We start from the raw sequence: 23,415 nt of genomic DNA on the forward strand, positions 1-23,415 counted from the left end.
CCCTCATGACCGCCATCATCGACATCATCGGACGCGAAATCCTCGATAGCCGCGGTAATCCCACCGTCGAGGTCGATGTGGTGCTGGAAGATGGCGCGCTCGGCCGCGCCGCGGTGCCGTCCGGCGCCTCCACCGGCGCCCATGAAGCGGTGGAGCTGCGCGACGGCGACAAGGCCCGCTATCTCGGCAAGGGTGTCACCAAGGCGGTCGGCGCCGTCAACGGCGAGATCTTCGAGGCGCTCAGCGGCCTCGATGTCGAGCAGCAGGCCCAGATCGACCAGATCATGATCGATCTCGACGGCACCCCGAACAAGAGCCGTCTGGGCGCCAACGCCATCCTCGGCGTCTCGCTCGCCTGCGCCAAGGCGGCCGCGAACTCGCTCGACATGCCGCTCTACCGCTATGTCGGCGGCACCTCGGCGCGGCTGTTGCCGGTGCCGATGATGAACATCATCAATGGCGGCGTGCACGCCGACAATCCGATCGACTTCCAGGAGTTCATGATCCTCCCCGTGGGTGCATCGTCCTTCGCCGACGGCCTGCGCTACGGCGCGGAAGTCTTCCACACACTGAAGTCGGAGCTGAAGAAGGCTGGCCACAACACCAATGTCGGCGACGAGGGCGGTTTTGCCCCGAACCTGCCGTCGGCGGATGCCGCGCTCGAATTCGTCATGAACGCGATCGGCAAGGCCGGCTACAAGGCCGGCAGCGACATCGTGATCGGTCTCGACTGCGCCTCGACCGAGTTCTTCAAGGACGGCAAGTACGTTTATGAGGGCGAGGGCAAGACCCGCTCGGTGTCCGAGCAGGCAAAGTACCTCGCCGATCTCGTCGGCCGCTATCCGATCGTGACCATCGAGGACGGCATGTCGGAAGACGACATGGACGGCTGGAAGGAACTCACCGACCTCATCGGCAAGAAGTGCCAGCTGGTCGGCGACGATCTATTCGTCACCAACGTCAAGCGCCTCGCCGAGGGCATCAAAGCCGGCCGTGCCAACTCGATCCTGATCAAGGTCAACCAGATCGGCACGCTGACCGAGACGCTCGCCGCTGTCGAGATGGCGCACAAGGCCGGCTACACCTCGGTGATGTCGCATCGTTCCGGCGAGACCGAGGATTCCACCATCGCCGACCTCGCGGTTGCCACCAATTGCGGGCAGATCAAGACCGGATCCCTTGCGCGTTCCGATCGAACCGCCAAATACAACCAGCTGCTGCGCATCGAGCAGCAGCTCGGCAAGCAGGCGCTGTATGGCGGCAAGGCGGCCCTGAAGGCGCTGGTTTGAGCCGGCGCTTCAACACGCACACGGGAGGATCGACATGAGCGATGCCAAGACCGGACTGCAACTGCGTTCGCTGCTGAAGAAGAGCGGCGACCTGGAATTGTCCCTGGTGAGCGTGCCGACACCGGAGCCGGCCGACGATGAGGTCGTGGTTCGCGTCGAGGCCACGCCGATCAATCCGTCCGATCTCGGCCTGCTGATCGGGCCGGCCGACATGTCGGCCGCCAAGGCTTCCGGCACCAAGGAGATGCCGGTCATCACCGCAACGATGCCAGAGGGGGCGATGCGGATGATGGGCGCGCGGCTCGATCAGTCGCTGCCGGTCGGCAATGAGGGCGCCGGCACGGTGATCGGAAGCGGATCGTCCGATGCCGCGAAGGCGCTGATGGGCAAGACCGTGTCGATGATCGGCGGCGCGATGTACACCCAATATCGCGTGCTGAAGGTGCGCGACGTCATGGAGCTGCCGGCGGGCACGACGGCCGCCGACGGTGCGTCCTGGTTCGTCAATCCGCTGACCGCGCTCGGCATGACCGAGACGATGCGCCGTGAAAACCACAAGGCGCTGGTGCACACCGCGGCCGCGTCCAATCTCGGCCAGATGCTCAACAAGATCTGCATCAAGGACGGCATCGGCCTCGTCAACATCGTGCGCAGCAAGGACCAGGCCGACATCCTGCACAAGATCGGCGCCAAGCACGTCGTCGATTCCTCCGCGCCGAGCTTCATGGACGATCTCACCAATGCGCTGGTCGAAACCGGCGCCACGATCGCGTTCGACGCCATCGGCGGCGGCAAGCTCGCCGGCCAGATTCTCACGGCCATGGAAGCGGCTGCCAACAAGACGGCGAAGGAGTACAGCCGCTACGGCTCCAACGTGTACAAACAGGTCTACATCTACGGCAGCCTCGACAACCGTCCGACCGAGCTCAGCCGGTCGTTCGGCCTGACCTGGGGCGTCGGCGGCTGGCTGCTCACGCCGTTCCTCCAGAAGATCGGCCCGGCCGACATCGGCCGCTTGCGTCAGCGTGTGGCATCCGAGCTCAAGACCACCTTCGCCAGCCACTACACCAAGGTGGTGTCGCTGACCGAGGCGCTCGATCTCGCCAACATCGCGGTGTACGCCAAACGGGCCACCGGCGAAAAATTCCTCATCGCCCCGAATAAATTGTCGTGATCTGAGGTCCGGGATCACCGAAAGAAGGTCTTGCCTTCTGAGCGAAGCGGGAGAACATTCGCGCCGCCTTTGAAAGCGGAAAAACCGCAAAGCGCTCAGAAGGGGACACCATCATGACCGATCTCAATCGCCGCCATCTGCTTGCGGGCGCCGCCGCTGTCGGCGCAGCTGCCGTGACCGGACTGCGACCAATCGCAACCAATGCCGCGGTGCCGCAAAGCGGCGCGCAGGCGCCGGGCTTCTATCGCTACAAGGTCGGCAGCTTCGAATGCACCTCGATCAATGACGGCGCGCGTTCGTTCCCGATGCCCGACACGTTCGTCACCAACGTGAAGAAGGAAGAAGCCCTTGCTGCGGCCGACGCCGCCTATATGCCGAAAGGCATGGTGACGGTGCCGTTCAATCCGCAGCTGATCAACACCGGTTCCAAGCTCGTGCTGATCGACACCGGCAACGGTGTCGCCAATCTCGAGCCGAGCAAGGGCGCGGTCGGCCGCACGCTGCAAAACCTTCAGGCCGCCGGCGTCGATCCCAAGACGATCGACGTCGTGCTGCTGTCGCATCTGCATCCCGACCACACCAACGGCATCCGCCTTGCCGACGGTTCGCTTGCCTTCCCGAATGCCGAGATCATGGTGCCGGTCAAGGACTGGGAGTTCTGGACCAGCGCGGACAACGCCGCCAAGGCCGAGTCCAATGCGATGATGAAGAACTACTTTGCGAACGTGAAGAAGACCTTTGACGGCCTCGAGTCCAAGGTGACCAAGTATGATTGGGGCAAGGAGGTCGCGCCCGGCATCACGTCGATCGCGACGCCCGGCCACACGCCCGGTCACACGTCGTTCGCGGTCGCGTCCGGCGATGCCAAGGTGCTGATCCAGTCCGACGTCACCAACATTCCGGAATTCTTCCTGCGCAATCCGGATTGGCATGTGGTGTTCGACACCGACGCCGAGTTGGCGCAGGAGACCCGCCACAAATTCTACGACATGGCGGCCGCGGAGAAGGCAACCGTGATCGGCTTCCACTTCACCTTCCCCTCGGTCGGTCATGTCGAGAAGGACGGGGCGAAGTATCGCCTGATCCCGTCGGCCTGGAATCCGACGATCTGATTGTTACGCAATCGCGCTGAAGATCGGGCCGCCTCTTGGCGGCCCGATTGTTTTGGGCGACGATCTCCTTTTGCGAAACGCTGCGTTTCCAATTCGGTCCGGTCCATGCACTTGCATCCAACGCTCGGGATGGCTTAAGTGCGGCACTCCCGCTCAAGATTTCGAGGACAACCATGGCCTACAACATCGTCACGATCGCCGGCAGCCTGCGCAAGGACAGCTTCTCGCTGAAGATCGCCAATGCGCTCGCCAAGCTTGCGCCGGCCTCTCTCAAGCTCGAGGTCGTCACACTGGGAGGCATTTCCTTCTTCAACCAGGATATCGAAGGCGCGCCGCCGGCGGACTGGCTGGCTTTCCGCGAAAAACTCCAGAAGTCGGACGGAGTTATCTTCGTCACGCCGGAATACAACCGCGCCATCCCGGGCGTCCTGAAGAACGCCATCGACGTCGCCTCGCGCCCCTATGGCAAGAGCTCGTTCAACGGCAAGCCGGTCGGCATCGTCTCCAACTCGCCGGGTCCGCTCGGTGGTGTCAGCGCTGCCAAGACGCTCCAGAACATCCTGCCGGGCATTGCCGGCCCGATCATGCAGCAGCCGGAGATCTATCTGAACGCGGTCGGCGACGCCTTCGATGCCGAAGGCAATCTAACGAAGGAATCGCTCAAGCCCGTGCTCCAGGCCTATATCGACGCCTATGCGGCGCACGTGGCGAAGCACCACGGCTGACCGCTCGCTCTCCGTCATGGCCGGGCTTGACCCGGCCATGACGGCTCGCGCGGCGTGCATTAGTACTCCCTTAACCAAGCTGCCCCATCTTGCAAGGATGGTCTCCCGCGCCCGCCTGAAATCGTTCCTGACCGGTGTTGCCCTCTACGCGATGGCGGCTGCGATCGTCGGCTATTTCGGCGTCAACGCCTATACCGGCAAATACGGCCTCAACGCCCGCCTGGAGCTCGATCAGGAGATTGTCGCGCTGACGGGTGAGCTGGCGCAGCTCAAGCGCGAGCGCGCCCGCAGCGAGCAGCGCGTGTCGCTGCTGCGCTCCGAGAAGATCGATCCCGACATGCTGGACGAGCGCGCCCGCTTTCAGCTCGACTATGCCAATCCGCACGATCTTGTGCGGATGATCCCGCCAAACTGAATCGTCCGCCTTCCGCCGTCATCTGCCTGTCAGAGAATTGAGACAAGACGGCAAGCCCGGCATCGATGCGATGCCGTGAAGATGGAGGCTTGCCATGCAGAACAATCGTTCACGACGGACGCTGCGTATCGGAGCGATGCTGTTCGGCGTGTCGGTCCTGACGCTTTTACCGCTGTCGATGGCAAGCGCACAGACCGCGCCGGCCGGCGCCAAGCCCTTCACGACCGTCGACGGAAAGGCGCCGCTGATCCTCGGACATCGCGGTGTGCCGGGCCTCGTGCCCGAAGAGACTGAGGCCTCGTATGACCTCGCTGCGGCGCTCGGAACCGACGCGCTCGAAGAGGATCTGCACCTCACCAAAGATTGCGTCCTGGTGGCGCGTCACAACCCCTGGCTAGCCGATAATACCAACGTCGCCGAAGTGGCGAAGACCAATGCGACTGTCGCGGCGCGCAAGCGCACCGTGCCCGGTGTAACCGTCAAGGTGAAGTCTCCCGGCAACGGGCCGGCCGAATATTTGACCGATCTCACCGATCCGGCCGATCCCAAATCGGTGCTGAAGTCATTGATCGTCGACGGCGAGAACCACACCAACGACTGGTCGATCACCGATTTCACCATGGCCGAGCTGAAGGACTGGATCGGCGGCACCACCTATGATGCGGCCAACGAGCGGCCGAAGGTGTTCAACGGCAAGTTCCCGGTCATCAGCTTCCAGGACATCCTCGACATCGCCAAGGCGAAGAGCAAGGAAACCGGGCGTCAGATCCTGGTCTATCCCGAAACCAAGAATCCGACCTGGAACAACGCCCAGGCCATCGCCAATGGCTGCGGCGCGCCCGGCAGCCATCCGCTTGAGGACGCCCTGATCAAGATCATCAAGGACAATGGCCTCAACACCAAGGACGCGCCGATCCTCGTGCAGAGCTTCGAGCCCGGCAGCCTGAAATATATGCGCAGCCATGGCCTCGAAACGCGGCAGGTCCAGCTCGTCGACGGCAACGGCATCGATTTCAAGACCGGCAAGGTCCTCCTCAACAACATCACCAACTCGCGTCCATTCGACTGGACGGTTGCGGGTGACCCGCGCCAGTACGATGCGATGCTGACGCCGGAGGGCCTGGCCGAGATCAAGACCTATGCCGACGGCATCGGTCCGTGGAAGGCCTATATCGTGCCGCTCAAGATTGCGCCGTGGAAGGACAGCAACGCCGACGGCACGCCCTACAAGGGATCGACGCCGGAGGCTTCGACGCAGGAGGCGACCAGCCTCATTGCCGACGCGCACAAGCTCGGCCTGTTCGTGCATGTCTTCACGTTCCGGAACGAGAAGAAATATCTGGCCGCCGACTATCACGCCGATCCGGCCCAGGAATATCTCAAGTTCTTCCGGCTCGGCGTCGATGGGGTCTTCACCGATTTCACGCACACCGGCGTTGCCGCCCGCGCAGCGTATCTGCGAGAGCTCGGCTGGTGAGGCCGGCTCTCGCGTAGGAGCAAATGTTGCCTGGGGCGTGCCAAAGGTTTTGCAAAATTTCGGCCACGTTGCAGTGCGGCATAATGAAAGTCGTGCCATGTCGCTGCGGTGCTTTCGCGCACGATTGAGTTAGGTTAGAGAGGGCTTAGATTTCTCTGACCCGGAATTCCCATGGCCGCACCCAAGAAAGCCGCCGCAAGCACTGCACAGGACAAGACCAACGGCGGTTCGCCCCCGGAATTCACCAAGGAGCAGGAGCTGAAAGCACTCCGCGACATGCTCCTGATCCGGCGATTCGAGGAAAAGGCCGGCCAGCTCTACGGCATGGGTGCGATCGGCGGCTTCTGCCATCTCTATATCGGCCAGGAGGCCGTGGTGGTCGGTATGCAGATGGCCCTGAAGCAGGGCGATCAGGTCATCACCGGCTATCGCGATCACGGTCATATGCTCGCCACCGGCATGGAGGCCAACGGCGTCATGGCCGAGCTCACCGGACGCCGCGGTGGCTATTCCAAGGGCAAGGGCGGCTCCATGCACATGTTCAGCAAGGAGAAGCACTTTTACGGCGGCCACGGCATCGTCGGCGCCCAGGTCTCGCTCGGCACGGGGCTCGCCTTCGCCAATCACTATCGCGGCAACGACAACGTCAGCGTCACCTATTTCGGCGACGGTGCGGCCAACCAGGGCCAGGTCTATGAGAGCTTCAACATGGCGGAGCTCTGGAAGCTGCCGGTGATCTACGTCATCGAGAACAACCGCTACGCCATGGGCACCGCGGTCTCGCGCGCCTCGGCGCAGCAGGATTTCTCCAAGCGCGGCGCGTCCTTCAACATCCCCGGCCTGCAAGTCGATGGCATGGACGTCCGCGCCGTGAAAGCGGCCGGTGACGAGGCAGCCGCCTGGTGCCGCTCGGGCAAGGGACCGATGATCCTGGAGATGCAGACCTACCGCTATCGCGGTCACTCGATGTCGGATCCAGCCAAATACCGGACGCGCGAGGAGGTCGAGAAGGTCCGCCACGACCAGGACCCGATCGAGCAGGTGCGCAACCGCCTGCTGGCGGCGAAGGTGAGCGAGGCCGACCTCAAGGCGATCGACGCCGGGGTGCGCGACATCGTCAACGCCGCCGCCGACTTTGCCCAGCACGATCCCGAGCCGGACGCCGCCGAGCTCTGGACCGACGTTTACCGCTAAGACGCGCGCAAGCTTTCCTTGGAGTCGATATGCCAATTCAAGTGCTGATGCCCGCGTTGTCGCCCACGATGGAGAAGGGCAACCTCGCCAAATGGCTGAAAAAAGAGGGCGAGACGATCAAGTCCGGCGACGTCATCGCCGAGATCGAGACCGACAAGGCCACCATGGAGGTCGAGGCGACCGATGAGGGCACGCTCGGCAAGATCCTGATCCCCGAAGGCACCGCCGACGTCGCCGTCAACACGCCGATCGCGACCATCCTCGCCGATGGCGAGAGCGCGGCCGATCTTGCGAAAGCACCCGCACCGGCGAAGCCTGCCGCGGAAGCTGCGCCGGCTGCACCTGCCAAGGCCGAAGCGCCCGCGCCGAAGGCTGCACCCGCGCCCCACGCCGTTGCCGCGCCCGATCCGGAAGTGCCTGCCGGCACCGAGATGGTGACGCAGACCATCCGCGAAGCGCTGCGCGACGCCATGGCCGAAGAGATGCGCCGTGATCCGGACGTCTTCGTGATGGGCGAAGAGGTCGCGGAGTATCAAGGCGCCTACAAGGTGACGCAGGGCCTGCTCCAGGAGTTCGGCGCCAAGCGCGTGATCGACACGCCGATCACCGAGCACGGTTTTGCCGGCGTCGGTGTCGGTGCCGCCATGACCGGCCTGAAGCCGATCGTCGAGTTCATGACCTTCAACTTCGCCATGCAGGCGATCGACCAGATCATCAACTCCGCCGCCAAAACGCTCTATATGTCGGGCGGCCAGATGGGCTGCTCGATCGTGTTCCGCGGTCCCAACGGTGCAGCCGCGCGCGTTGCCGCCCAGCACAGCCAGGACTATTCGTCCTGGTACTCGAACATTCCCGGTCTCAAGGTCGTCGCGCCGTTCTCGGCCGCCGATTACAAGGGCCTCCTGAAGGCCGCGATCCGCGATCCCAATCCGGTGATCTTCCTCGAGAACGAGGTGCTCTACGGCCACACCGGCGAAGTGCCCAAGCTCGATGACTTCGTCGTCCCGATCGGCAAGGCGCGCATCGCGCGCGTGGGCTCCCATGTCACCCTGATCTCCTGGTCGAACGGCATGACCTACGCGCTCAAGGCCGCCGATGAGCTCGCCAAGGAGGGCATCGAGGCCGAGGTGATCGATCTGCGCACGCTGCGGCCGATGGACACCGAGACCATCATCAACTCGGTCAAGAAGACCGGGCGCGCCGTGACGGTGGAGGAGGGCTGGGCCCAGAGCGGCGTCGGCGCCGAGATCGCCGCGCGCATCATGGAGAACGCGTTCGACTATTTGGACGCGCCGGTCGCGCGTGTGTCCGGCAAGGACGTGCCGATGCCCTATGCCGCGAATCTGGAGAAGCTCGCGCTGCCGACGGTCGCCGAAGTGGTCGAGGCCGCCAAAGCCGTCTGCTACAGGTAGACCATGGCGGGCCCGAAGGAGCAGCCATTGCCGCCCGACGTCATGACCCGCGATGATGCGGTCGAGATCCTGCGCGTGTTCGTGCTGGACGGCGGGCTGTCGATGGCGTTCCAGCGCGCCTTCGAGGAGCCCGACATGTGGGGCCTGCTGCTCGTCGATCTCGCCCGCCACGCCGCGCGCGCCTATGCGCGCGAGAGCGACTATAGCGAGGAGGACGCCCTGAACCGGATCCTCGAGATGTTCCAGGCGGAGATCGAGCGGCCGACCGACATCGGCACCACGACGCCGCGCGGGCAGAAGGGGCATTGAACGTGACCGGCTGCCTCGACAAGCTGATTTGAGAAGCGAGTAAACCCAATGCCCATCAACATCCTGATGCCCGCTCTTTCGCCGACGATGGAGAAGGGCAACCTCGCCAAATGGCTGAAGAAGGAAGGCGACAAGGTCAAATCCGGCGATGTCATCGCCGAGATCGAGACCGACAAGGCGACCATGGAGGTCGAGGCCATCGACGAGGGCACGATCGCCAAGATCCTGGTGCCCGAGGGCACGCAGGACGTGCCGGTCAATGATGTGATCGCGGTGCTGGCCGGTGAAGGCGAGGACGTGAAGGCGGCGGGCAGCGCGAAGCCCAGCGCCTCTGCCGCGCCGCCCAAAGCCGCCGAGGCGCCTGCCGCGGCTCCAGCACCGGCGCCCGCCGCGCCCAAGGCCGCGCCGCCGCCCGCCGCGTCGCCGGCTGCTGCCGCTCCTGCTGCACAGAGCAACGGCCATGTCGGCCGCGTGTTCTCGTCGCCGCTGGCGCGTCGTCTCGCCAAGGAAGCCGGCATCGATGTCGGAATGGTCACCGGCACGGGTCCGCACGGCCGCGTCGTCGCGCGCGACGTCGAGCAGGCCAAGTCCGGCAAGGGGCTCAAGGCACCCGCCGCCAGCCCGTCATCCGCGCCCTCGATCGCACCGACCATGTCGGACAAGCAGATCCTGTCGCTGTTCGAGCCCGGTTCGTACGAGATCGTCCCGCATGACGGCATGCGCCGCACGATTGCCCAACGGTTGACCGCCTCGATCCAGAACGTCCCGCACTTCTACCTGACGATCGACTGCGACATCGGCAAACTGCTCGCCGCACGCGAGGAGATCAATGCGGCTGCACCGAAGGACAAGGAGAAGAAGCCGCTCTACAAGATCTCGGTCAACGACTTCGTCATCAAGGCGATGGCGGTCGCGCTGCAGAAGATCCCGAACTGCAACGTCAGCTGGACCGAAAGCGGCATGGTCAAGCACCACCATTCCGACGTCGGCGTTGCCGTGGCGATGCCGGGCGGCCTGATCACGCCGATCATCCGCAAGGCCGAGACCAAGACGCTCTCGACCATCTCCAACGAGATGAAGGATTTTGCGGCGCGCGCCCGCACGCGCAAGCTGAAGCCGGAAGAGTATCAGGGCGGCACCACGGCGGTGTCCAACCTCGGCATGTTCGGCATCAAGGATTTCACGGCCGTGATCAACCCGCCGCATGCCACGATCCTTGCGGTCGGCACCAGCGAGGAGCGCCCCGTCGTGCGCGGCGGCAAGATCGAGATCGCGCAGATCATGAGCGTGACGCTGTCCTGCGATCACCGTGCCATCGACGGCGCGCTCGGCGCCGAGCTGATCGGCGCCTTCAAGCAGCTGATCGAAAACCCCGTCATGATGATGGTGTGAGCCGCGGACCGTGCATACGTAGGGTGGGCAAAGGCGCGATGCGCCGTGCCCACCTTATTTCATAGCGTTGGAAGGTGGTGGGCACGCTTCGCTTTGCCCACCCTACGAAGTTCAGTTGAATGGGAGCCGCAATGGCCGACACATCCTTCGACATCATCATCATCGGCTCCGGTCCTGGCGGCTATGTCACCGCGATCCGTGCCGCCCAGCTCGGCTTCAAGACCGCGATCGTCGAGAAGTCCTATCTCGGCGGCATCTGCCTGAACTGGGGCTGCATCCCGACCAAGGCGCTCTTACGCTCCGCCGAGATATATCACTACATGCAGCACGCCAACGACTATGGTCTGTCGGCGGAGAAGGTCTCGTTCGATCCGAAGGCCGTGGTGCAGCGTTCGCGCGGCGTCTCCAAGCGGCTGAATGACGGCGTCGGCTTCCTGATGAAGAAGAACAAGGTCAGCGTGATCTGGGGCGCGGCTTCGATCGACGCGCCCGGCAAGGTCACCGTGAAGAAGTCCGACGTCGAGGGCCCCAAGGGCTCGCTGGGCGAGGGGACTTATCAGGCCAAACACATCATCGTCGCGACCGGCGCGCGGCCGCGCGTGCTGCCCGGGCTCGAGCCCGACAAGAAGCTGATCTGGACCTATTTTGAGGCGATGGTGCCGGAGAAAATGCCGAAGTCGCTGCTGGTGGTCGGCTCCGGCGCGATCGGCATCGAGTTTGCGTCGTTCTTCCATACCATGGGCTCGGACGTCACCGTGGTCGAGGTGCTGCCGCAGATCCTGCCGGTCGAGGACGCCGAGATCGCAGCCCTTGCCCGCAAGCGTCTGGAGAAGCAGGGCATCAAGATCATGTCCTCGACCAAGGTGACCAAGCTCGAGAAGAAGGCCGACAGCGTCGTTGCCACCATCGACGACGGCAAGGGCAAGCCAGTGACCACCGAGTTCGAGCGGGTGATCTCGGCCGTCGGCGTCGTCGGCAATATCGAGAATCTCGGCCTCGAAAAGCTTGGAGTGAAGACGGACCGCGGCTGCATCGTCATCGACGGCTATGGCAAGACCAACGTCCCCGGCATCTACGCCATCGGCGACGTTGCGGGGCCCCCGATGCTTGCACACAAGGCCGAGCACGAGGGAGTGATCTGCGTCGAGGCCATCAAGGGCCTGCATCCGCATCCCATGGACAAGCTCCTGATCCCCGGCTGCACCTATTGCAATCCGCAGGTCGCGTCCGTGGGGCTGACGGAAGCCAAGGCCAAGGAGAGCGGCCGCGAGATCCGCGTCGGCCGCTTCCCCTTCGTCGGCAACGGCAAGGCCATCGCGCTCGGCGAGGACCAGGGCCTGGTCAAGGTGATCTTCGACAAGAAGACCGGCCAGCTGCTCGGCGCCCACATGGTCGGCGCCGAAGTGACCGAGCTGATCCAGGGCTACGTCGTCGCCATGAACCTGGAGACCACGGAAGAAGAGCTGATGCACACGGTGTTCCCGCATCCGACCCTGTCGGAGATGATGAAGGAAGCCGTGCTGGATGCGTATGGGCGGGTGCTGAATATTTGACCGCCCGATCGTCATCGTTTCGCTGCGCTCGCAATGACGAGCAGAGAGAGCCGTTTGCAAAATAAGAAGGAAATCACCCATGCACGACAACGACAACCTGACTATCGAACGCCCGACCTTCGTCACGCATCTGGAGTGCGCGATGGAGGGCGACCATTACGCGGCCGACCAGGTCCACAACCTCTCTAAGGCCGGCAAGCCGCTGCTGGTGCGCTACGACCTCGCTGGCGTGAAGAAGGCGCTGACCAAGGATGCGCTCGCTCAGCGCCCCGCCGACATGTGGCGCTACCGCGAACTGCTGCCGGTGCGCAAATGCCAGGACATCGTCTCGCTCGGCGAGGTGACGACGCCGCTGATCCGGCTGCCGAAGCTCGGCGCAAAACTCGGCGGCGGCGAGATCATCGTCAAGGACGAGGGACGGCTGCCGACCGGCTCGTTCAAGGCGCGCGGCCTGGTGATGGCGGTGTCGATGGGCAAGGCGCTCGGGGTCACACACATGGCGATGCCGACCAATGGCAATGCCGGCGCGGCGCTCGCGGCTTACGCGACCTCCTGCGGCATCAAGACCACGATCTTCTGCCCGGCCGATACGCCGGAAGTGAATGTCAGCGAGATCGAGCTCCAGGGCGCAACCGTCTATCGCGTCAACGGCTATATCGACGATTGCGGCAAGATCGTCGGCGAGGGGAAAGCAAAAGTCGGCTGGTTCGACACCTCGACGCTGAAGGAGCCGTATCGCATCGAGGGCAAGAAGACGATGGGGCTGGAGCTCGCCGAGCAGCTCGGCTGGGACGTGCCTGACGTGATCTTCTACCCGACCGGCGGCGGCACCGGCCTGATCGGCATGTGGAAGGCGTTCGATGAGCTCGAGAAGATCGGCTTTATCGGAAGCAAGCGTCCGCGCATGGTCGCGGTGCAGGCGTCCGGCTGCGCGCCGATGGTGCGCGCCTATGAGGCCGGCACCGAGCATGCGACGCGCTGGGAAGACGCGCACACCATCGCGTCCGGCATTCGTGTGCCGCAGGCGATCGGCGATTTCCTGATCCTGCGTGCGGTGCGCGAGAGCAAGGGTTTTGCCATTGCGGTCGACGACGACAAGATCTCGGCGGCGCTGAACGAGGTCGCGCGCGAGGAGGGGCTCTTGCTTTGCCCCGAGGGCGCCGCGACCTACGCCGCCTACAAGGACAGCCTCGCCGACGGCCGCGTCTCGAAGGGCGACCGCGTGATGCTGTTCAACTGCGCGACCGGCCTGAAATATCCGCTGCCGCCGGTCACCCGCAACCTCGATCGCCACAAGCCGATCGACTTCTCGCAGTTCTAGCGCGGCATTTCGTCTCTTCACCAACGAGCTCTCTTCCCGTACGCGGGAGGAGATAAAAACAAGAACGACATCGTCGGGGAGAAAACAATGAACAAGGCCGCCTGGGCCGGGCTGATCGGTCTTCTCACGCTCACCGGCGTTGCGCGCGCCGACGACTATCCCTCGCACCCCATCACCATCATCGTGCCCTTCGCAGCCGGCGGCCCGTCGGATGCGATGGCGCGTGTGCTGGCCGAGCGGATGCGCACCTCGCTCGGCCAGGCCCTGGTGATCGAGAACGTCACCGGCGCCGGCGGCTCGATCGGCGTCGGCCGCGCCGTGCATTCGCCGCCTGATGGCTATACCATTTCCTTTGGCCATCTCGGCACCCATGTCGCCAACGGCGCCGTCTACAAGCTCAACTACGATCTCGTCGCCGATCTCGAGCCGGTGGTGCTGCTGCCGAGCAACCCGATGATCGTCGTCAGCAAGAACGCGGTGCCCGCGACCTCGCTGAAGGAGCTTTTGGCCTGGCTGAAGTCGCGCCCGACACCCCCGACGGCCGGCACCGCCGGCGCCGGTTCCGGCGCCCATATCGCCGGCGTCTATTTCGAGAGCGTCTCCGGCATCAAGCTGCAATACGTGCCGTATCGCGGCACCGCGCCGGCACTGAACGATCTCATCGCCGGCCAGATCGACGTCATCGTCGACCAGACCTCCAACTCCATCAACCAGGTCCGCGCCGGCACCATCCGCGCCTACGCCATCACCGACGACAAGCGCCTGGCCTCGGCGCCGGAGATCCCGACAGCGGAGGAGGCCGGCCTGAAAGGCTTCAACATGACGCTGTGGTCGGGCCTCTGGGTGCCCAAGGGCACGCCGAAGGAGATCGTCACCAAGCTCAACGCGGCCGCCGTGGAGGCGCTCAACGATCCCGCCGTGAAGAAGCAGCTCGAAAGCCAGGGCCTGGAGATGACGCCGCAGGATCAGCTCACGCCGGAAGCGCTCGGCGCTCGGCAGAAATCCGAGATCGCAAAGTGGTGGCCGATCATCAAGGCGGCGAACATCACGGTGGAGTGAGGGCCGCCGCCTCTATTCCGGCCCCTTAAATCCCACCGGCGTCGCCTTGGCATTTACGTCTTGCGTCACCACGCGCTGGTCGGTCTTCCCGGCCACCATGCCGCTGCCCTCGAACCTCGCGCGGTACACCAGCACGTTCTCCATCACGCGCTGGACGTAGTTGCGCGTTTCCGACAACGGGATGCGCTCGACCCAGTCGACCGGGTCGATCTTGGGATCGCGCGGGTCGCCATGGGCCTGCACCCATTCGCGCACGCGGCCGCGGCCGGCATTGTAGCCGGCAAAGGTCATGATCTGGTTGCCGCGATATTCCGACAACAGCGCAGAGAGCTCGGCTGCGCCCATCTGCGTGTTGTAGACGGGATCGGAGACCATTTTGTCCCAATCATAGGTCACGCCGAAGCGCTTTGCGGTGTCGCGGCCGGCTTCCGGCGTCACCTGCATCAGGCCGACGGCGTTGGCAGACGATTTGTCGCGCTGGTCGAACGAGCTCTCGGTACGCGCCACCGAATAGATCACGCTGGTTTCGATCGCGGGCGCGACCTGCTTGTGCTCGGGGATGCCGATGGTCGGGAAGGCGTAATGGTCGAGCGCGAGCCCGCGCGCCAGCGCCGATTTTCCGACCTCCAGCATGACGCGCGCGTCGTTGCGCCGGCCGGCGAGCTCGCCGAGCGCTTCGAGCGCTGCGACGTCGGTGCTCTCCTTGGCAAAGTCCTCGGCATAGTAAAACACCGTGTCGCGCTCGCCGATCGCATAGAGCATGTCGGCGCCGCGCACGCGCTCGTCGGCGGGCGGCGTGTCGGCTGACGCCAGCACGGGCGAGGGCGCGCGCAGCTCGATAGTGTCCAGCCCGAGCCTCGCGCGCGAGAGCTGGCCGTAATAGGCGGTCGAATAGCGCGCCGCCGCCTGATAGCTCTGGCGCGCGTCAGCGCTCGCGTTCATCGCCTCGGCGGCGCGGCCGCGCCAGTAATGCGCGCGCGACAACGCGATCGGATTGGCCGAGCCCTCGTCGATCGCGGCAAAATGCATCAACGCGGTCTTGGGTTCGTCGAGATAACGCAGCGCGATCCAGCCGCACATGAAGTGATAGTCGACGCGGTAGACCTCCATCGCCGGAATCGCGGCGCCACGCACCACGTCATAGGCCGTCCTGAACTTGCCCTGGTCGAGCAGCTTGCGCGCGAGCAGGCGGCGCTCGCGCCACCAGGCATCGGTGTCCTGGGCCGCCATCATGTCGGGCGCGGCAGCCAGGATCACCTCGGCCGCATCGTCGATGCGGTCCTTCTGGATGTGCCATTGCGCGCGGCAGAGGACATAGCCGAGGTCGCGGCGCGCATCAGCCGCGACGTCGTCGAGATAGTCCTTGGCCTTGTTCTCCTTGCCGTTGACCGCGGCACAGGCCTTGACGATCGCGAGTGCGTCCTCGCCGAGACGTTTTGCGGCGCGTCGTGCGCCGGAATAGTCCTTGGCGCCGAGGCGCTTGTCCATGCGCGCGCGATGATCGTCCGCGGTTAGCAGGTCGCGGAAAGCTTCGTAGGAATCCTCCTCGCTGCGCTCGGACAATTCCTCCGAGCGCCAGGCCTCGCGCACGAGACGTGCGGCCCTGTCGCGGTCACCCTCGGCGAGCAGCACGCGGGCGAGCGCGAAATTGCCCTTGGCGCTGGTCGGCCGGTCCATCGTGAAGGCGTGCACGGTGGCCGCGTCGCTCTTCTCCTGCCACAGCCGCGCCTCGGCACGGCGGCGCAGCAGCGCGGCGCTCGGCCAGTCTGGATTGGCGGCAAGGAAGGCGGCGTAGCGCTTGAAAGGTGCGGTGCTCTCGGAATGGCGCAGCATGAACCAGTCGGCGAGCTTTTGTCCGGCGGGATCGGCGATCCTGTCGCGCGCGGCGGTCGCGTCGTCAGTCTTGCCCTTGCGCGCGAGATCGATGGCGTCCTTCAGCGCGGCGAGATCGCCGGTCAGCGGCGGTGGGGCCGGCTTGTCCGCGGGCTCGTCGTCCTGCTTCTTCGACTTGCGCCTGGCCTCGGCATGTCTGCCGCGCTTGCCGGAAGCGGCATGCGGCTGCTTGCCGGCTTTGGCTTCGTGCGTCTTCTTCGGGCTTGGTGACTTGCTCTTCGCTGCCAGCTCCGTCGGAAGGAGCGCCAGTGCGGCCATGGCAACGAGACACGCGAGCGAGCGTAGGCACTGGTTCATTCCATGGTCCCCCTGCGAAACCACTCTACAAACCAAGGTCCGCGATCCCAGCGGATTGAGACTCAATCGATGCCAAGGATGATGGCACGGCATCGTTTCGCATTTGTCACGCTGAAGCAACAATGCGGCAAAATACGGATGGAGTGAGGGAACTTCTGCAACGGGGGATAGAGGTAGGGCCTTTAGCTTTTGTTAACGAATGGGGTTCGCGCGACGGTTGCGGGCGGCCCAAAGCGCCACGAACGGCAAGATTGCGCGTGTTCCCTGGCCGAAATCCGGTGTATTGAGTTCCACGGACCCGTCCTTTCAGCCTTTGCCCCGAACCCATGCCGATTTTCAACCAGTCGATCCGGCGCAAGATCGTCGGCATCGCCCTCGGATTGATCGTTCTGATGCTGGTCACCTCGATCCTGTCGATGGTGATGTCGAGCAAGGTCGGTGTCCTCCTCGATGAGCTGACCAACCGCTATATTCCCGCCTACGGGCATCTGGCGCGCGCGAACATCCGCTCGCTGGAGCGGGCGCTGGCGCTGCGGCGCCTGGTCATGACCAAAATGCAGTCGCCCTCGGACGAGGAGGCCTATACGGCGCGGCTGCACGAGTTCGAGGAGGTCGACCGCAAGATCGAGGAGGAGGCCGAGGGCGCGCGGTCGCTGATCAATGCAATCATCGACGATCCCAGGACGCCGTCCGACAATGCCACGCTGGCGCGGATTGAGACCCGCATCGAGACCGCCGTCACGGAGCTGCGCCGCGACCTGAACGAGGACCACGCCAAGCTCCTCAAGCAGGTCGACGCCAGGCAGATGGATGATGCCCGCGCCACGTTGGAGCATCTCGACGTTCTCCGCGACCAGTTCAACCTGAAGATCGATGCGATCCGCGCCGACATGCTGAAGCAGGTCTTCTTCTCGACGTCTCAGGTGATCGGCCATCAGCGCCAGGCGATCATCATCTCGGGCATCGTGACGTTGCTTGCGGCAATCGTCGGATTTGCCTTCGCACTGCTCGTCTCAAGCGGCATCACCCGCCCGGTGCGGCTGCTGCTGGCTGGTGCCCGAGAGGTCGAGGCGGGCCGCTTCGACAAGAGCATCACCGTCTCGACCCAGGACGAGATCGGCGAGCTCGCCGCCGCGTTCAACCGCATGATCGAGCAGTTGCGCCACAACGAGCGCATTCGCGAGACCTTTGGCCGCTACATCGATCCCAAGGTGGTGCAGGGGCTGATCGACCGGCCGGAGGTCACGATCGACGGCCAGCGCCGGGTGATGACCATCATGTTCTGCGACATGAGCGGCTTCACCGCGATGAGCGAGGGCATGACCCCGCGCGGCCTCGTCAAGGTGATGAATCACTATTTCACGGTGATGTCCGGCCCCATCCGGAACAACCGCGGCGTCATCGACAAATATATCGGCGATGCCATCATGTCCTATTGGGGCCCGCCCTTTGTCGAGGCGGACGAGCAGGCAGTGCTGGCGTGCCTGTCGGCCATCGACATGGCCGATCAGGTGCCGATGCTTCAGAAGCAGTTGCCTGATCTGCTCGGCATCCGCGCCATGCCGGTGCCGTGCGATTTGCGCATCGGCATCGCCACCGGCGAGGTCCTGACCGGCAGCATCGGCTCCGAGCTGATGATGAGCTTTACGGTGATGGGCGACGCGGTGAACCTTGCGTCGCGCTTGGAGGCCGTCAACAAGGTCTACGGCACGCGCATCCTGATCTCGCCGGCCACGGCTGAAGCAATCGGGTCGCTTCTCGAATTGCGCGAGATCGACCGGCTCGCGGTCGTGGGCCAGAGTGCGCCGCAACCGATCTTCGAGGTGATGGGCAGGGCAGGCGCGCTCACCGCGGCGCAGGACAGCCTGCGGCAGCACTATGCGGCGGGCCTTACCGCCTATCGCGCGCGTCGCTTCGACGATGCGCGCACCGCGTTCAACGCCGCGCTTGAGAGCGCCCCCGGCGACGGGCCTTCGCAGGCCATGCTCGACCGCATCGCCCAGTTCGGGACGAGCCCGCCCGACGCGGGCTGGGACGGCGCTTGGCGGATGGACCACAAATAGCGGTCTCTGCCTGAGAATAATTGATTCTACCTCATAACGATGTTCGCCCTGACTCATTTTCCGGGCTTAGGTTTGTTGTCCTTGAGGCGTTTAATGGGGACACGCCGATGACAGAACTTGAGGACAGGCTGGAACGGTTCGAGACGCTCACCGCCGAATGCGAGCTGATTGCCAAGCTCGCCACCGACAGCGCCAAGCGGGAATTCTATCTCAAGCTCGGCGAGCATTATTTTCAGCTCGCGAACGAGACGCGGCGCGCGGTTGCGACCAGAGCTGCGGCTTAAGCTGGTGGCTTGACGTAAGCCTCGGACAGGCAAACCGCTGCATGATGCATGGAACCATCGCGAGCGGGCGAGCCTGCGCGGCTGAAAGCCGTTCTTAACGATTGACGCGCATCCTTGGTAAGGATGTGAGGCTGAGGCGCAGTGCGCGAATCCTCACGATGGGAATGCCGGGGCTCGTTGCAGTGCAATGGGCCTCGTAGACGCCGTCGCACGGTGCTTTTTGGCAGGGCCACCCATGCGTGTTGTTGCAGTCATCATGTTTGCTCTCATGCTGGCAGCCTGCAACCAGGAGCAGGACATCACGGGCTCGACTCCGCTCTGCCCGATGCGGAACTACAGCTCCTACAATCCCCGCGACATGAACCAGTGCGTGGCCGCCTGCAAGTCGTGCGATCACGGCAACACGGTCACCTGCACCACGTCCTGCACGTTGCACGGCGCGCGCTGAGCGCGTTGCAAGGATCGCAACCGCCCCATCTCCTGCCGCCATCCTCCCCTCAGCTCCGACCTGCTAGGCTGACCCCAGCGTCAGGGGACCAGGGATGAAATTTGCGAGTTTTGCGATCGACAGCACCGCGTCGTGGGGCCTGGTTGAGGGTGACAACGTGGCCAACCTGGGCCCGGTTCTGGGTGACCGCTATCCCGACTTGAAATCGGCGATCGCTGCGGGCGCGCTGGCCGAGGCCGCCAAATCCGCGGCCAAGGCGACGCGCCATCCGCTGGCGAAGATCGCCTTCCTGCCGGTGATCCCGAACCCGGACAAGATCCTCTGCATCGGCTTGAACTACGAGAACCACCGCAAGGAGACCGGGCGCACGGAGGTCGAGAACCCCACCGTGTTCGGCCGCTTCGCCAATAGCCAGACCGGGCATCTCACCGACATCATCCGCCCAAAGGTCTCGACCCAGCTCGACTTCGAGGGCGAACTCGCGGTCGTGATCGGCAAGGCCGGCCGCCACATCAAGCCGGCCGAGGCCTGGGGCCACATCGCCGGCTATGCCTGCTACAACGAGGGCAGCGTGCGCGACTATCAGCGCCACACCCACCAGTTCACACCGGGCAAGAATTTTCCCGCAACCGGCGGCTTCGGCCCGTATCTGGTGACGCCCGACGAGGTCGGCGATGTCGGTCCGCTGCGGTTGCAGACCAGGTTGAACGGGGAGGTGGTGCAGGACACCACCATCGACCAGATGATCTTCGATATCCCGCGCCAGATCGAATATTGCTCGCAGTTTACCCGGCTCGAACCCGGCGACGTCATCGCCACCGGCACGCCCGGCGGTGTCGGCTCCAGGCGTACCCCGCCGATCTGGATGAAGGCCGGCGACGTCGTCGAGGTCGAGATCGACAAGGTCGGTCTGTTGCGTAACGGGATCGCCGACGAGGCCTGATGTCCTCGGAAGTGACGACGGCCTATGCGCCGCTCCTGCGCCGGATCCATTGGGCGACGGCGGTGCTCTTCATTGCAGCCATGTTGATCGGCTTCTATTGCGGCCTTCAGCCGCCTGGCACCTCGCCGCGGCGCTAGCTATTGGAGGTGCACAAATCGCTCGGCATGACGCTGTTCTTCCTGTCCATCCTGCGGCTGATGGTGCGTGCTGCCACGAAGGTGCCGCCCGAGCCGTCGTCGTTCGGTGCCCTCGTGACGTTCGCTGCACGGCTCAACCACGCGGCGCTGTACTTCATCCTGTTCGCGATGCCGCTCACCGGCTACGCCTTCTCGTCGGCCGGCGGTTACTCGCTGAAATATTTCTGGACCTTCAGCTGGCCGCGACTGGTGGTGGGGAGTCCTGAGATCGCGCATGCGGGCGAGGTCACGCATGACGCGCTGGCCTATGTCGTCTATGCCGCGGTGGCCTTGCACATCGCGGCCACCGCCTGGCACGCCGTGGTGATGCGCGATGGAACGCTGGCACGGATGTGGCCGCGTTCGGGGAGCGCCGAGGGCTGACGGTGCCGGTGCACCGGAACGAATTGCGTAGGAAAATCATTGAAGGAACGGGCAGGACGCGGAGTCCTATGGATGGGTATGCTCGATCCCGGTCGGTTCCTGGTGGCGTGCTCGCATTGCGAGGCTTGGCCGATGGCGGCCAATGTGAAACGCGCAAGCTGGTCGGCGTCCCCGCATGAGGTTCGCTTCGTCTGCCCGCGCTGCCGCCGCGAGGAGACCGCGATCGTGTCCGCCTCCGGACAGCTGATGCCGATCAAACGCCTCGACGTTCCGCCGCAGGATGTGACCGCGGCCTGGGCCCAGGCCCAGCGCCCGCGCGGGCGGACATAAGCACCAGCCCTTTGGCAAATGTGCTAAGGTGGGGGCCGGAAGGATTTTCCATGGCCACTGACATGCTTTCATCCCAGGCCGACCGTTTCCGGCTTCATCCCGTCGCGCCGCGCCATGCAGCAATGTTCTGCTTTGCGCTGCTGACGGCGTCATGCGCGCTCGCAAGCTTCGCGCTCGCCTGCGCGACGCCGTTTGCGGCCTTCGCCGTCGTCGCGGCCGCGACACTGCCGCTGCGTCCGGCGCTGCTGGTCGTCATCGGCGCGTGGCTCGTCAACCAGACCATCGGCTTCGGCGCGCTGCATTACCCGATCGATGGCAGCACGATCGCCTGGGGCTTTGTCATCGGCGCCGCGGCGCTGGTTGCGACGGTTGTGTCGTCGGCCACCCTCCGCGCGCTGCCACAGGGCCGCACGCCGCTGGTGCTGGCGCTCACCCTTGTCGCTGCCTGCGCGGCCTATGAGCTCGTGCTGTTCGCCGTGACGCCAGCCCTCGGCGGAGAGGGCGCCTTCACCTTGGCCATCGTGACGCGGATCGGGCTGACCAGCGCCGTCTGGCTCGCCGGCCTCGTTGCGGCCTGCGAGATCGTCCGCCTGATCGATCCGTTCGGGCGTGGACGCGCGATCTCGACTTGAACGACGAGGTTCAGTGGCGCGATGACATCGCCTCGGTGGTGTTTGCGGTCCCGGGACACGGCGCGATCTGCGCCGTTCACCGCGGCGCATTCCGGACCCTGATCGGCGCAAATCCCGCGCCGCTCGACTGCATCAGCTATTTCCGGCGATTCGAGGCGGCGTTTCGCGCCGCCGCCGCCGCCAAGATCGTCCACAAGGGCATTTTGGCAGGCACGAGCCTGCATCTTACCAGTCGCGACGTCGCCCGGAAGCTGCTAGAAGACCACGAAATCGCCAACGGAGAAGATCCATGAGCCCAGCTCAGCTCACGAACGCCAATGTCACGCAGCTGCCGGCCGCGGTCGGGCAGGTGGGACGGCTTTCGCAGGCCCTGTTGGCCATGGTGCTCGGCGTCTTCATCGTCGGCGTGGTCGGCTTCTCGCACATCGACGTCGTCCACGATGCCGCGCACGACGTGCGCCATTCCAACGCGTTTCCCTGCCACTGACCGGGGCGGCATGAGCACGTTTCGCGCGATCGTCTTCGCGTCCGTCATTGCCGGTTTCATCGTTGGTCTCGTCGTCACAGTCGCCCAGCAATTCGGCACCGTCCCCCTGATCCTGAAGGCGGAAATCTTCGAAAAGGCTGCGGAGACCCATCAGCACGACGCCGCGGCCGCGCCGCAGGCGGCGACGGTTGGTCATGATCATGCCGGCCACGACCATGCGGCTCACGATCATGCCGATCATGACCATGGCGCCGACGCCTGGGAGCCGCGCGACGGTTTTGAGCGCAACGCCTATACGGCGGCCGCCAACGTGCTGACCGCAATCGGCTTCGCGCTGCTGCTCTCAGGCTTCTTCGCCGTCCGCAGCGGTGCGACCGGCGATAGCGTCTCCTGGCACGAAGGCCTGATGTGGGGACTGGCCGGCTTTGCCGTGTTCACCATCGCGCCCGGCCTCGGCCTCACGCCGGAGCTGCCGGGCGTTCCCGCCGCGCCGCTGCTGTCGCGCCAGATCTGGTGGACGGCCGCCGTGCTGGCGACCGCGGTCGGCCTCGGCTTTATCGTGTTCCGCCGCTCGGTGCCGGCCGCCATTGCGGGCGTGATCCTCCTGATCCTGCCCCATAGCATCGGCGCGCCCGAGCTCGCGCATGTCGAAACCAACGTGCCGTCCTCGCTGTCGCACCAGTTCGTCACCGCGGTCACAGTGACGAGCCTGGTGTTCTGGACCCTGCTGGGCGCCGTGACGAGCGCGGTGTTCGCGCGCTTCGATCGTGGCGCGGAATTGCGGGCCTAGAACCCGGTCTAACGTCATCCTGGCCCAGCGCAACGGCGTCGCGATTACCCGACGGGCAAAACAGCTGCGAGGCCGTCAAGCCGCCGTTGCCTGCGCCCTCTTGGATCAAACGGTGGAGTGACCAGGCAAATCTCGGGCGAATTGCGCCGCGAGACTGCGAAGACGTGTCTGGAGAACGGCGATGCCGCCTCTTGCCGCGACTCACACCAAGCGCGCCGGCACCTTTCAAAAACGCACGCGCACGGCAGGTGGCTAT

At 64.7% G+C, this 23,415-nt stretch carries 25 protein-coding genes; 24 read left to right on the forward strand and 1 reads right to left on the reverse strand.

From position 1 onward, the window contains the following. The first annotated feature begins 5 nt into the window (after positions 1–5). The 13 genes from eno (at position 6) to IC761_RS17140 (ending at position 14,432) form a co-directional block, all read left to right on the forward strand. Positions 6–1,289, forward strand: coding sequence for a phosphopyruvate hydratase (gene eno, locus IC761_RS17080; RefSeq protein WP_195804341.1), 1,284 nt, complete (start codon positions 6–8; stop codon positions 1,287–1,289). 34 nt (positions 1,290–1,323) lie between these two features. Beyond that, positions 1,324–2,463, forward strand: coding sequence for a zinc-binding dehydrogenase (locus IC761_RS17085; protein ID WP_195804342.1), 1,140 nt, complete (start codon positions 1,324–1,326; stop codon positions 2,461–2,463). Between the two features lie 113 nt (positions 2,464–2,576). Then, positions 2,577–3,575, forward strand: a complete 999-nt coding sequence (locus IC761_RS17090) for an MBL fold metallo-hydrolase (RefSeq protein WP_195804343.1) — start codon at positions 2,577–2,579, stop codon at positions 3,573–3,575. A gap of 173 nt (positions 3,576–3,748) precedes the next feature. Then, entirely contained in the window at positions 3,749–4,300 is a 552-nt protein-coding gene (locus IC761_RS17095) for an NADPH-dependent FMN reductase (RefSeq protein ID WP_195804344.1), read from the forward strand. Between the two features lie 97 nt (positions 4,301–4,397). Continuing rightward, positions 4,398–4,715, forward strand: coding sequence for an FtsB family cell division protein (locus IC761_RS17100; protein ID WP_195804345.1), 318 nt, complete (start codon positions 4,398–4,400; stop codon positions 4,713–4,715). A 94-nt stretch (positions 4,716–4,809) separates the two neighbouring features. Then, entirely contained in the window at positions 4,810–6,192 is a 1,383-nt protein-coding gene (locus tag IC761_RS17105; protein ID WP_246791537.1) for a glycerophosphodiester phosphodiesterase family protein, read from the forward strand. A 171-nt stretch (positions 6,193–6,363) separates the two neighbouring features. Next, positions 6,364–7,386: a pyruvate dehydrogenase (acetyl-transferring) E1 component subunit alpha gene (gene pdhA / locus IC761_RS17110; RefSeq protein WP_195804346.1), complete on the forward strand. Its 1,023-nt coding sequence runs from the start codon at positions 6,364–6,366 to the stop codon at positions 7,384–7,386. Positions 7,387–7,415: 29 nt separating this feature from the next. Continuing rightward, entirely contained in the window at positions 7,416–8,798 is a 1,383-nt protein-coding gene (locus IC761_RS17115; protein ID WP_195804347.1) for a pyruvate dehydrogenase complex E1 component subunit beta, read from the forward strand. Positions 8,799–8,801: 3 nt separating this feature from the next. After that, positions 8,802–9,107, forward strand: coding sequence for a DUF5076 domain-containing protein (locus IC761_RS17120; RefSeq protein WP_195804348.1), 306 nt, complete (start codon positions 8,802–8,804; stop codon positions 9,105–9,107). Positions 9,108–9,155: 48 nt separating this feature from the next. Next, positions 9,156–10,499: a pyruvate dehydrogenase complex dihydrolipoamide acetyltransferase gene (locus IC761_RS17125; protein WP_195804349.1), complete on the forward strand. Its 1,344-nt coding sequence runs from the start codon at positions 9,156–9,158 to the stop codon at positions 10,497–10,499. A gap of 131 nt (positions 10,500–10,630) precedes the next feature. Next, the gene (gene lpdA / locus IC761_RS17130; protein WP_195804350.1) at positions 10,631–12,052 is read left to right on the forward strand and encodes a dihydrolipoyl dehydrogenase; all 1,422 of its coding nucleotides are present in this window, start codon (positions 10,631–10,633) and stop codon (positions 12,050–12,052) included. 79 nt (positions 12,053–12,131) lie between these two features. Then, positions 12,132–13,373, forward strand: a complete 1,242-nt coding sequence (locus IC761_RS17135) for a threonine synthase (protein WP_195804351.1) — start codon at positions 12,132–12,134, stop codon at positions 13,371–13,373. An 87-nt stretch (positions 13,374–13,460) separates the two neighbouring features. Beyond that, on the forward strand, positions 13,461–14,432 hold the full coding sequence (locus tag IC761_RS17140) for a tripartite tricarboxylate transporter substrate binding protein BugD (RefSeq protein WP_195804352.1): 972 nt from the start codon (positions 13,461–13,463) through the stop codon (positions 14,430–14,432). A gap of 12 nt (positions 14,433–14,444) precedes the next feature. On the opposite strand, the gene IC761_RS17145 is transcribed toward IC761_RS17140, so the two are convergent. Further along, positions 14,445–16,622, reverse strand: coding sequence for a lytic transglycosylase domain-containing protein (locus IC761_RS17145; protein ID WP_195804353.1), 2,178 nt, complete (start codon positions 16,620–16,622; stop codon positions 14,445–14,447). Between the two features lie 326 nt (positions 16,623–16,948). On the opposite strand from IC761_RS17145, the gene IC761_RS17150 reads away from it, so the two are divergent. From IC761_RS17150 to IC761_RS17195, 11 genes are all read left to right on the forward strand, one after another. After that, positions 16,949–18,685 (forward strand): adenylate/guanylate cyclase domain-containing protein, encoded by a 1,737-nt coding sequence (locus tag IC761_RS17150; RefSeq protein ID WP_195804354.1) that lies wholly within the window; start codon positions 16,949–16,951, stop codon positions 18,683–18,685. A gap of 107 nt (positions 18,686–18,792) precedes the next feature. Further along, positions 18,793–18,969 (forward strand): hypothetical protein, encoded by a 177-nt coding sequence (locus IC761_RS17155; protein ID WP_195804355.1) that lies wholly within the window; start codon positions 18,793–18,795, stop codon positions 18,967–18,969. Positions 18,970–19,204: 235 nt separating this feature from the next. Further along, positions 19,205–19,417 carry a hypothetical protein gene (locus IC761_RS17160; RefSeq protein WP_195804356.1) on the forward strand — a complete coding sequence of 71 codons (213 nt, stop codon included), beginning with the start codon at positions 19,205–19,207 and terminating at the stop codon, positions 19,415–19,417. A gap of 94 nt (positions 19,418–19,511) precedes the next feature. Next, entirely contained in the window at positions 19,512–20,360 is an 849-nt protein-coding gene (locus tag IC761_RS17165) for a fumarylacetoacetate hydrolase family protein (RefSeq protein WP_195804357.1), read from the forward strand. Continuing rightward, on the forward strand, positions 20,360–20,497 hold the full coding sequence (locus IC761_RS35875; RefSeq protein ID WP_246791538.1) for a hypothetical protein: 138 nt from the start codon (positions 20,360–20,362) through the stop codon (positions 20,495–20,497). Before IC761_RS17165 ends, IC761_RS35875 begins: the two co-directional genes overlap by 1 nt. A gap of 9 nt (positions 20,498–20,506) precedes the next feature. Continuing rightward, a complete protein-coding gene (locus IC761_RS17170; protein WP_246791539.1) occupies positions 20,507–20,920 on the forward strand; it encodes a cytochrome b in 414 nt (137 codons plus the stop codon). 72 nt (positions 20,921–20,992) lie between these two features. Further along, on the forward strand, positions 20,993–21,250 hold the full coding sequence (locus IC761_RS17175) for a hypothetical protein (RefSeq protein WP_195804358.1): 258 nt from the start codon (positions 20,993–20,995) through the stop codon (positions 21,248–21,250). A 50-nt stretch (positions 21,251–21,300) separates the two neighbouring features. Continuing rightward, on the forward strand, positions 21,301–21,882 hold the full coding sequence (locus tag IC761_RS17180) for a hypothetical protein (protein ID WP_195804359.1): 582 nt from the start codon (positions 21,301–21,303) through the stop codon (positions 21,880–21,882). Then, positions 21,879–22,175 (forward strand): hypothetical protein, encoded by a 297-nt coding sequence (locus IC761_RS17185; protein ID WP_195804360.1) that lies wholly within the window; start codon positions 21,879–21,881, stop codon positions 22,173–22,175. The genes IC761_RS17180 and IC761_RS17185 overlap by 4 nt, the downstream gene beginning before the upstream one ends. After that, positions 22,172–22,369 carry a CbtB domain-containing protein gene (locus IC761_RS17190; protein WP_195804361.1) on the forward strand — a complete coding sequence of 66 codons (198 nt, stop codon included), beginning with the start codon at positions 22,172–22,174 and terminating at the stop codon, positions 22,367–22,369. The genes IC761_RS17185 and IC761_RS17190 overlap by 4 nt, the downstream gene beginning before the upstream one ends. A gap of 10 nt (positions 22,370–22,379) precedes the next feature. Then, positions 22,380–23,159, forward strand: coding sequence for a CbtA family protein (locus IC761_RS17195; RefSeq protein WP_195804362.1), 780 nt, complete (start codon positions 22,380–22,382; stop codon positions 23,157–23,159). Positions 23,160–23,415 lie beyond the last annotated feature (256 nt).

Origin of the sequence: Bradyrhizobium commune, from assembly GCF_015624505.1 — a bacterium.
Classification (GTDB): Bacteria; Pseudomonadota; Alphaproteobacteria; order Rhizobiales; family Xanthobacteraceae; genus Bradyrhizobium; species Bradyrhizobium commune.

Excerpts from the sequence above, each read along its gene's own strand:
- eno (WP_195804341.1), top strand. The coding sequence starts at position 6 with ATGACCGCCATCATCGACATCATCGGACGCGAAATCCTCGATAGCCGC.
- IC761_RS17085 (WP_195804342.1), top strand. The coding sequence starts at position 1,324 with ATGAGCGATGCCAAGACCGGACTGCAACTGCGTTCGCTGCTGAAGAAG.
- IC761_RS17090 (WP_195804343.1), top strand. The coding sequence starts at position 2,577 with ATGACCGATCTCAATCGCCGCCATCTGCTTGCGGGCGCCGCCGCTGTC.
- IC761_RS17095 (WP_195804344.1), top strand. The coding sequence starts at position 3,749 with ATGGCCTACAACATCGTCACGATCGCCGGCAGCCTGCGCAAGGACAGC.
- IC761_RS17100 (WP_195804345.1), top strand. The coding sequence starts at position 4,398 with ATGGTCTCCCGCGCCCGCCTGAAATCGTTCCTGACCGGTGTTGCCCTC.
- IC761_RS17105 (WP_246791537.1), top strand. The coding sequence starts at position 4,810 with ATGCAGAACAATCGTTCACGACGGACGCTGCGTATCGGAGCGATGCTG.
- pdhA (WP_195804346.1), top strand. The coding sequence starts at position 6,364 with ATGGCCGCACCCAAGAAAGCCGCCGCAAGCACTGCACAGGACAAGACC.
- IC761_RS17115 (WP_195804347.1), top strand. The coding sequence starts at position 7,416 with ATGCCAATTCAAGTGCTGATGCCCGCGTTGTCGCCCACGATGGAGAAG.
- IC761_RS17120 (WP_195804348.1), top strand. The coding sequence starts at position 8,802 with ATGGCGGGCCCGAAGGAGCAGCCATTGCCGCCCGACGTCATGACCCGC.
- IC761_RS17125 (WP_195804349.1), top strand. The coding sequence starts at position 9,156 with ATGCCCATCAACATCCTGATGCCCGCTCTTTCGCCGACGATGGAGAAG.
- lpdA (WP_195804350.1), top strand. The coding sequence starts at position 10,631 with ATGGCCGACACATCCTTCGACATCATCATCATCGGCTCCGGTCCTGGC.
- IC761_RS17135 (WP_195804351.1), top strand. The coding sequence starts at position 12,132 with ATGCACGACAACGACAACCTGACTATCGAACGCCCGACCTTCGTCACG.
- IC761_RS17140 (WP_195804352.1), top strand. The coding sequence starts at position 13,461 with ATGAACAAGGCCGCCTGGGCCGGGCTGATCGGTCTTCTCACGCTCACC.
- IC761_RS17145 (WP_195804353.1), bottom strand. The coding sequence starts at position 16,622 with ATGAACCAGTGCCTACGCTCGCTCGCGTGTCTCGTTGCCATGGCCGCA.
- IC761_RS17150 (WP_195804354.1), top strand. The coding sequence starts at position 16,949 with ATGCCGATTTTCAACCAGTCGATCCGGCGCAAGATCGTCGGCATCGCC.
- IC761_RS17155 (WP_195804355.1), top strand. The coding sequence starts at position 18,793 with ATGACAGAACTTGAGGACAGGCTGGAACGGTTCGAGACGCTCACCGCC.
- IC761_RS17160 (WP_195804356.1), top strand. The coding sequence starts at position 19,205 with ATGCGTGTTGTTGCAGTCATCATGTTTGCTCTCATGCTGGCAGCCTGC.
- IC761_RS17165 (WP_195804357.1), top strand. The coding sequence starts at position 19,512 with ATGAAATTTGCGAGTTTTGCGATCGACAGCACCGCGTCGTGGGGCCTG.
- IC761_RS35875 (WP_246791538.1), top strand. The coding sequence starts at position 20,360 with ATGTCCTCGGAAGTGACGACGGCCTATGCGCCGCTCCTGCGCCGGATC.
- IC761_RS17175 (WP_195804358.1), top strand. The coding sequence starts at position 20,993 with ATGGGTATGCTCGATCCCGGTCGGTTCCTGGTGGCGTGCTCGCATTGC.
- IC761_RS17180 (WP_195804359.1), top strand. The coding sequence starts at position 21,301 with ATGGCCACTGACATGCTTTCATCCCAGGCCGACCGTTTCCGGCTTCAT.
- IC761_RS17190 (WP_195804361.1), top strand. The coding sequence starts at position 22,172 with ATGAGCCCAGCTCAGCTCACGAACGCCAATGTCACGCAGCTGCCGGCC.
- IC761_RS17195 (WP_195804362.1), top strand. The coding sequence starts at position 22,380 with ATGAGCACGTTTCGCGCGATCGTCTTCGCGTCCGTCATTGCCGGTTTC.